The sequence below is a fragment of the Methylobacterium indicum genome, assembly GCF_001043895.1.
In the GTDB taxonomy this organism is placed as follows: Bacteria; Pseudomonadota; Alphaproteobacteria; order Rhizobiales; family Beijerinckiaceae; genus Methylobacterium; species Methylobacterium indicum.
Map to the genome: position 1 here is coordinate 1 of NZ_JTHF01000368.1, position 7,378 is coordinate 7,378.

Annotated in this window: 6 protein-coding genes; 2 read left to right on the top strand and 4 right to left on the bottom strand. The window is 71.3% G+C overall.

Going from position 1 to position 7,378, the window contains the following annotated elements:
- Positions 1–330 precede the first annotated feature (330 nt).
- Together QR78_RS30080 and QR78_RS30085 are read right to left on the bottom strand one after the other, a co-directional pair.
- Positions 331–1,956 carry an alpha-D-glucose phosphate-specific phosphoglucomutase gene (locus QR78_RS30080; protein ID WP_048431302.1) on the bottom strand — a complete coding sequence of 542 codons (1,626 nt, stop codon included), beginning with the start codon at positions 1,954–1,956 and terminating at the stop codon, positions 331–333.
- Between the two features lie 96 nt (positions 1,957–2,052).
- Positions 2,053–4,446 (bottom strand): bifunctional diguanylate cyclase/phosphodiesterase, encoded by a 2,394-nt coding sequence (locus QR78_RS30085; RefSeq protein ID WP_048431303.1) that lies wholly within the window; start codon positions 4,444–4,446, stop codon positions 2,053–2,055.
- 237 nt (positions 4,447–4,683) lie between these two features.
- On the opposite strand from QR78_RS30085, the gene QR78_RS30090 reads away from it, so the two are divergent.
- Complete coding sequence (locus QR78_RS30090; RefSeq protein ID WP_048431304.1) at positions 4,684–5,229, top strand: ankyrin repeat domain-containing protein; 546 nt, start codon at positions 4,684–4,686, stop codon at positions 5,227–5,229.
- 16 nt (positions 5,230–5,245) lie between these two features.
- Positions 5,246–5,395: a hypothetical protein gene (locus tag QR78_RS35775; protein ID WP_208993252.1), complete on the top strand. Its 150-nt coding sequence runs from the start codon at positions 5,246–5,248 to the stop codon at positions 5,393–5,395.
- A gap of 327 nt (positions 5,396–5,722) precedes the next feature.
- Here the strand turns inward: QR78_RS35775 and QR78_RS30095 are convergent, their stop codons facing one another.
- A complete protein-coding gene (locus QR78_RS30095) occupies positions 5,723–6,799 on the bottom strand; it encodes a lysylphosphatidylglycerol synthase domain-containing protein (protein ID WP_048431305.1) in 1,077 nt (358 codons plus the stop codon).
- Positions 6,796–7,137: a (2Fe-2S) ferredoxin domain-containing protein gene (locus tag QR78_RS36355; RefSeq protein WP_244276623.1), complete on the bottom strand. Its 342-nt coding sequence runs from the start codon at positions 7,135–7,137 to the stop codon at positions 6,796–6,798. The genes QR78_RS30095 and QR78_RS36355 overlap by 4 nt, the downstream gene beginning before the upstream one ends.
- Between the last annotated feature and the right edge of the window lie 241 nt (positions 7,138–7,378).

Below are 7,378 nucleotides of genomic sequence, written 5' to 3' on the forward strand. Positions count from 1 at the left end.
GGAAAGCGCGCACCTTTACAGGGGGTTAGCTCTCTGAGGAGAAGTGTGAATCCGCTAGCCCCGCGGGCGGGGAGAGGGCTGTGTCATCGTTCAGATGACACAGCAAGCGGAGGCGCAGCCGGAGCGAGGGTGAGGGGGTGTCTCAGGATGAGGCTCATCCGGAACCACCCCCTCACCCTCGCGGCGAACCTGCGGTTCGCTGCGCGGGCTCGCCGCTCCTCCTGGACGGAGGATCGGCCCTCTCCCCGCCCGCGGAGAGAGGAGGAACCCGCGCCATTTATTTCCCCCGAACAACTCGGCCCTCTGCGGGGGGACAGGTTCACGCCTGCCCTACGTCACCACCGACGGCTCGGTCCGGCCGGTATGCTGCACGATCCCCGCGATTGCCTCCGCCGCCGCGACGACCGGGGCCAGCATCTCGGCGGTCGGCGCGTCGAGCCGGTCCTTGGCGAAGCGCTCAAGATAGACCCGGAGCGTCGCCCCGACGGTGCCGGTGCCCGACAGGCGGAAGACCGCCCGGGCATCCTCGCGGAAGAGGATCCGCACGCCCTGGCGTGCGGTCACCGAGCCGTCGACCGGGTCGGTATAGGCGAAGTCGTCCGCGGCCTCGACGGTGAGCCCGCCGAAGCTCTGCCCCGGCAGCCCGGCGAGCTTGTTGCGGAGCGCGCTCATGAGACCTTCGGCGGCGGCGCTCTCCACCTCCTCGTAATCGTGGCGGGCGTAGTAGTCGCGCCCGTAGGTCGCCCAGTGGTCGCGCACCACCTGATCGGCGGGTTTCTTCGTCGCCGCCAGCAGGTTGAGCCAGAGCAGAACCGCCCACAGGCCGTCCTTCTCGCGGACGTGGTTCGAGCCGGTGCCGGCGCTCTCCTCGCCGCAGAGCGTGATCCGCCCGGCATCGAGGAGGTTGCCAAAAAACTTCCAGCCGGTCGGGGTCTCGAAGGCCGGGATGCCGAGCGCCGCCGCGACCCGGTCGGCGGCACGGCTCGTCGGCATCGAGCGGGCGATGCCGGAGAGACCCGCCTTGTAGCCCGGCGCCAGATGCGCGTGGGCGGCGAGGATCGCCAGGCTGTCGCTCGGGGTGACGAAGAGATGGGGCGCGACGATCATGTTGCGGTCGCCGTCGCCGTCGGAGGCGGCGCCGAAATCGGGCGCGGCCGGGCCGGTCATCTCGACCATCAGGTCGTGGGCATGGACCGGGTTCGGATCCGGGTGGTGGCCGCCGAAATCGGGCAGCGGTTCGGCGTTGATCACCGTGCCGGCCGGCGCGCCGAGGCGCCGCTCCAGGATCTCCACCGCGTAGGGGCCGGTCACCGCGCTCATCGCGTCGAAACGCATCCGGAAGCCAGAGCGAAAGAGGGCCGCGATGGCGGAAAAATCGACCAGCGTCTCCATCAGGGCGGCGTAATCCGCGACCGGATCGATCACCGTGACGGTGGCCTCGCCGAGACGGACGTCGCCCAGGGTGTCGAGGTCGATGTCGGCGGCCTCGACGAGGCGGTACTCGCCGATGACCTTGGTGCGGGCAAAGATCGCCTCGGTCACCGGCTCGGGGGCGGGACCGCCGTTGCGGCCGTTGAACTTGATGCCGAAATCGCCCTCGGGCCCGCCCGGATTGTGGCTCGCCGAGAGCACCACGCCGCCGATCGCGCCGTATTTCCGGATCACGCAGGAGGCGGCGGGCGTCGAGAGCAGGCCGCCGCGGCCGACGAGGATGCGCGAGAAGCCGTTGGCGGCGGCGATCTTCAGGGTCGTCTGCACCACCTCGCGGTTGAGGAAGCGCCCGTCGCCGCCGACCACCAGGGTCGTGCCGGCCCGGTCGGGCAGGCAGTCGACGATCGCCTGGACGAAGTTCTCGACGTAGTTCGGCTGGCGGAAGACCGGCACCTTCTTGCGCAGGCCCGAGGTGCCGGGCTTCTGATCGGGAAAGGGCTGCGTGGGGACGGCCTTGACGGTCATGGGGTCTCGTCTCGGGAAGAGGCGACGGGGCCGGACGGTCCCGCCTGCCCGGCTTATGCCGCCTCTTGCCCGCGCGGGCCAGCCCGCCCGTCGCCCTCAGGCCGCGTCCTCGGCGGCGGATTTGCCGTGCTCGGCGGTCAGGTGCTGGAAGCCGCCGATCGGGCCCGGGCGGCCGATCAGGTAGCCCTGCGCCTCCTGGCAGGATTCGGCATCCAGGAAGGCGAGCTCGGCCGAGGTCTCGACGCCCTCGGCGAGCACCGGCAGGCCGAGGCCCCGGCCGAGCCCCAGCACCGTGCGCACGATGGTGGCGGCCTGCTCGCTCGAATCGACCGCGCGGGTGAAGGAGGCGTCGATCTTGATCTTGTCGAACGGGAAGGCGCGCAGGTTCGACAGCGACGAGTAGCCGGTGCCGAAATCGTCCATGGCGATGCGCACGCCGAGCGCCTTGATCCGCCGCAGGGTGGCGAGCGCCCGGGGCAGGTCGCGGATCAGCGCCGTCTCGGTGATCTCGAGTTCGAGGCGGGCGGGCGACAGGCCTGTGGCGAACAGGATCTCGTGGACCAGCTCGGCGAAGCCCGGGGCATGGAGCTGCACCGCCGAGACGTTGACGGCGATGCGCAGCGGCTTGTCCCAGGACACGGCCTCGCGGCAGGTCTCGCGCAGGACCCACTCGCCGATCCCCAAGATGCTGCCGGTCTCCTCGGCGATCGGGATGAACAGGTTGGGCGGGACGATGCCGCGCTCCGGGTGGTGCCAGCGCAAGAGCGCCTCGAAGCCTACGGCCTCGCCGCTGTCGATGCGGGTCTGCGGCTGGTAGACGACCTGCAATTCGCCCCGCTCGACGGCGTGGCGCAGGTCGTGCTCGATCTGGCGCCGCTCGCGCACCTGCACGCCCATCCGCGCCTCGTAGAAGCGCAGGCGGCCGCGGCCCTCCTGCTTGGCGCGGTAGAGGGCGGTGTCGGCCTGGACCATCAGGGCCTCGGCATCCTCGCCGTCATGCGGGTAGACGGCGATGCCGAGGCTCGCCGCCGCGATGGCGCCCGCGGGCCCGGTCTCGGCGGCGCGCAGGGCGGCGAGGATCGACTCCCCGAGCGCCTCGGCGCCGGCCGCGTCGAGGTTCGGCGCCAGCACGGCGAATTCGTCGCCGCCCAGCCGCGCCAGCATCTGGCCGGGGGCGAGGACGCCGGTGATCGTCGCGCAGACCGCGCGCAGCAGGGCGTCGCCGGCGGCGTGGCCGAACAGGTCGTTGACCTCCTTGAACCGGTCGAGATCGGCGCAGAGCACCGCCAGCGGCCGCTGAGCGGCCCGGGCGAGGGCGATTTCCTGCGCCAGCCGCTCGTTGAAGCTCGCCCGGTTCGGCGCACCGGTCAGTGCGTCATGATGGGCGAGGTAGGCGATCCGGGCCTCGGCGCGCTTGCGCGCCCGCAGGTCGCGCACCGCGAGCGCGGCGTGCGGACGACCGGCGAAATCGATGACCCGGCGGATCACCTCCACGGGCACGATCGTGCCATCGATGCGGTGGAGCTCCGCCTCCGGCACCTCGACGATGTCGGCCGCGTCCGCGGCGTCGGCGGGGAGCGGATGGGCGGCATCGCGCAGGATGGCCGACAGGGATTGCCCGGTCAGGGCGTCGGGCGTGCAGCCGACGAGGTCGGCGAAGCTGTCGTTGACGGTCACGATGCTGTCGCCGCTGCAGACGACCAGCCCTTCGACCGCGGCGTTGGCCAGCCCGCGCATCCGGTCGCCTTCGAGGACCGAGCGGCGTTCGTCGCGCAGATGCAGCCACAGCCCCGCGAAGGCGAGGACGAGGATCGTGACGCTGCCGAGGGCGACCGCGACCGCCATCATCTCGGCCGGCACCGCGGTGCCCGAGACCGCCCGGCCCGGATCCGGGACGATCACCGCGGCGGTCATCGCGGTGAAGTGCAGGCTGCAGATGCCGGCGACCATCAGGACCGCGCCGAGCACCTTGGTGCGCACCGAGCCGTCCCGCAGGGTGGTGGCGAGCGCCAGGCCGCCGAGCCCGGCGCCGGCGACGAGGGCCGTGACGACGAGGACCGGATCCCAGGCGATGCGGCCCGCGACCTCGAAGGCCGCCATGCCGGTGAAGTGCATGGCGCCGACGCCGATGCCGATCTGCGCGCCGCCGAGCCAGGCCGCGGCCGGCAGGCCCGGCCGCAGGGCGATCCAGAATCCCGCCGCGGTCATGCCGACGGCGATCATCAGCGACAGCCCGGTCAGGCCGAGGTCGTAGGCCGAGGCGATGCCGGGCGAGAAGGCCAGCATGGCGATGAAGTGGGTCGCCCAGATGCCGGTGCCGCCGGCGAGCGCCCCGGTGAGCAGCCACAGCCGGCGCGCCTTGCCCGCGTGACTGCGCGCATAATCGAGAAGCGTCAGGCTAGTTGCTGCAGCAAGATTGCACACAACCGCTGCGAGCAAGACCAATTTGAGATCGTGGTTGTGGGCGATGCAGTCGTAGAGCGCGATCACGACGGGCGTCTCTCTTTGGAGATCTATGTGGTGTCAGACCTACGCGTCCGATCATGAACTTTCATTCGGACTTCCGGTGATCCCGCCGGTTTCCCGGGCATGTAGTGAATGGCGACCTAATGGGCTCAATCAATCCTGGCGCGAGCGGATCGCGGTCCACCCCCCACGCGGCGAGGCACCTCTTGGCGCGAAGGCCCCCCGCCCGATATGCCGCGGCGACCATGACGGATGAGAGCGATGCAGAACGACGAGCCCGGACCACCGGCGCGGCCGCCCCTGGACGAGGATACGATCGCCTTCGCGGGCCGCGTCTTCGGCTATGCCCGCCTCGGCCACCATGCGGAGCTGGCCGAGCTCCTGGGGATGGGGATGCCGCCCAACCTGCGCAACGACAAGGGCGACACGCTGCTGATGCTCGCGGCCTATCACGGCCATGTCGAGACGGTCGGCGTGCTGATGGCGCACGGGGCCGACCCGACGATCGCCAACGACCGGGGCCAGACCCCGCTGGCGGCGGCGGCGTTCAAGGGCACGCTGCCGGTGGTCCTCGCCCTCCTCGACGGCGGCGCCGCGATCGACGGCACCGGCCCGGACGGGCGCACCGCCCTGATGGTCGCGGCGATGTTCAACCGCGTCGAGATGGTGGAGACCCTGCTCGCCCGCGGCGCGGATCCGGCGCATCGCGATGCGGGCGGCCTCACCGCCGAGGCCGCGGCCCGGGCGATGAACGCCCCCGACACGCCGGACCTGCTGGCGCGGGCGGCGGCGGCAGACGAGACCTAGAGTATTTTTCGACGAGGTGGGCACCTTTTCGTCGATGGAAAATGCGGCAAAATCCAAGACCTGGAGCAGCGATCGGCTGCAGGGTGACCGGGCGCCGCTCTCAGCAGATTTCGCCGAAGCGGGTACCGGTTCGGCGACCAAAATCTGCGACGAAACAAATACCTGAGCGGGCGAAGCGTTGGCCTGTCCACGGTACACGACATTGAAGAAAGTGGAGGCCACCACGCGGGCGTTCCACCCCCTTTCCCGGACGACTGGAGCGTCAGCGGAAGGAGATCCGGGATCCAGCAGAGGACATGCCGCGAAGCGGCTCAACCTGTTGCACCGTCGCAGACAATGAGACGCTTCGCGGCTTTTCGTGCTGGATTCCGGATCTCCTTCCGCTTCGCTTCAGTCGTCCGGAAAAGGGGTTGGTTTGCAATGAGTCATGAAGCCTGGCTGCACGGTTCCCGGCCAGTGTCGTGTACCGTGTGGCCTGTCAACGCAAGTCTGCTCAGACCGCGGGCGGGGCGGCGGGGGGCGCCATCAGCCCGCGTCTCGCCTCGATCATCTGCCAGGCCAGAAGCGCCGGCAGGCCCAGCACCACGTCCGGCACCCGCTTGACCAGGGAGAGGGCGAGCGCGGTGTGCGGGTCGATGCCGAACAGGCTGCCGAGCAGCACGAAGCCGCCCTCCTGCACGCCGAGGCCGCTGGGGACCGGGAAGGCGGCGGACTTGATCGCCTGGCTGAGCGACTCGAGCACCACCGCCTCGGCGAGGGTCACGCCCTCGATGCCGATGCAGCGCAAGGCGATCCAGATCTCGAGGGCGCCGAGGAACCAGGCCGCGAGGTGGAGCAAAAATCCCTCCGCGAGGGGTAGCCCGCGCCGCCGGTCCCACACCGCGTCGAGGGCGGCCTGCACGCCGCCCCCGGCCGGCGCGGCCCCGCCCTCGGCGGCGAAGCGGCGGGCGAGGGCGCTCACCCGCCGCTCGACGAAGGCGGCTCCGCCGTAGCGCTGCACGGCGAAGAAGGCGACCAGGACGACGACGGTGAGCGCGAGCCCCTTGGTGCACCAGGCGGCGAGGGTGGCGGCCTGCTCGCCTTCGAGCTGAGACAGGAGGACGACGCCGGTCAGCGCGAACAGGGCCTGGGTGACGACCTGGAAGAACATGTCGACCAGGATTCCCGCGGCGCTCGCCGCCCCGGTGACGCCCCAGAAGGTGAGGAGGCGCGCGCCCAGGACCTCGCCGCCGACCGAGGCGACGGGCAGCAGCACGTTGACGCCCTCGCGCACGAAGCGCAGCAGCACGAACGGGCCGGAGGCCAGCCCGACGAGCCCGGACAGAACCCGGGCCCAGGCGACCCCGCACAAGCCGATGATCGCCACCCGCACCAGCACCACCGCGACGATGCCGAGCACGCCGACGCGCCCGAACGCATCCGCCACGGCGCCGACGTCGTTGGCGGCGACGAGCCAGAGCGCCAGCACCACGCCGATCGCCGCGCCGAGGAGCGGCACGCGACGCAGCAGGCGCCGGCCGAGGCTCGGGCGCCCGGGACTCGGGCGACGGGGGGAGTCCCGCGCCGTCACGGGCCGTCGTCCCGCCCGGGCAGGAGGACGTCCAGCATCGCCGCAGGGGCGAGGTCCGGATCGAGCACCAGGAGGCGGCCTTCGCCGAGGGAGCCGGCGGTGGCCAGCGTGAGGCTGCGCTTGGGGCACAGGCCGAGGCAGCCGGTCTCGACCACCCGGACCTTGCGGCCGCGGGGGTCGGCCTTGAGGGCGCGCTTGAGCCCGCCCCGCACCGCCTTGGCGCCGACGCCCTGCCGCTTGGCGCATTTCGCGCACACCATCACGATCTCGGCGAAGGGGGCGGAGGCCGCCTTGGCCGGACCGCGTTTCGTCACCGCCAGCTTGCTCACGCGGGTCACCGTCTCCCGTTCCGCGATTCCGTGATGCCGGAGTTAACCTCCGGCCGGAGCGGGCGCAACGCGGCATGACGCGGCGTCGGACGCCGCGCCCGCCCTCGCCGATCGCGACGCCGGTGCGTATCCGATCGGCTCTCGCCCGTTCAGCCCTCGGCGATCAGCTCTTGCCGTTCAGCTCTTGCCGTTCAGCTCTTGCCGTTCAGCTCTTGCCGTTCAGCTCTTGCCGTTCAGCTCTCGCGGCTCA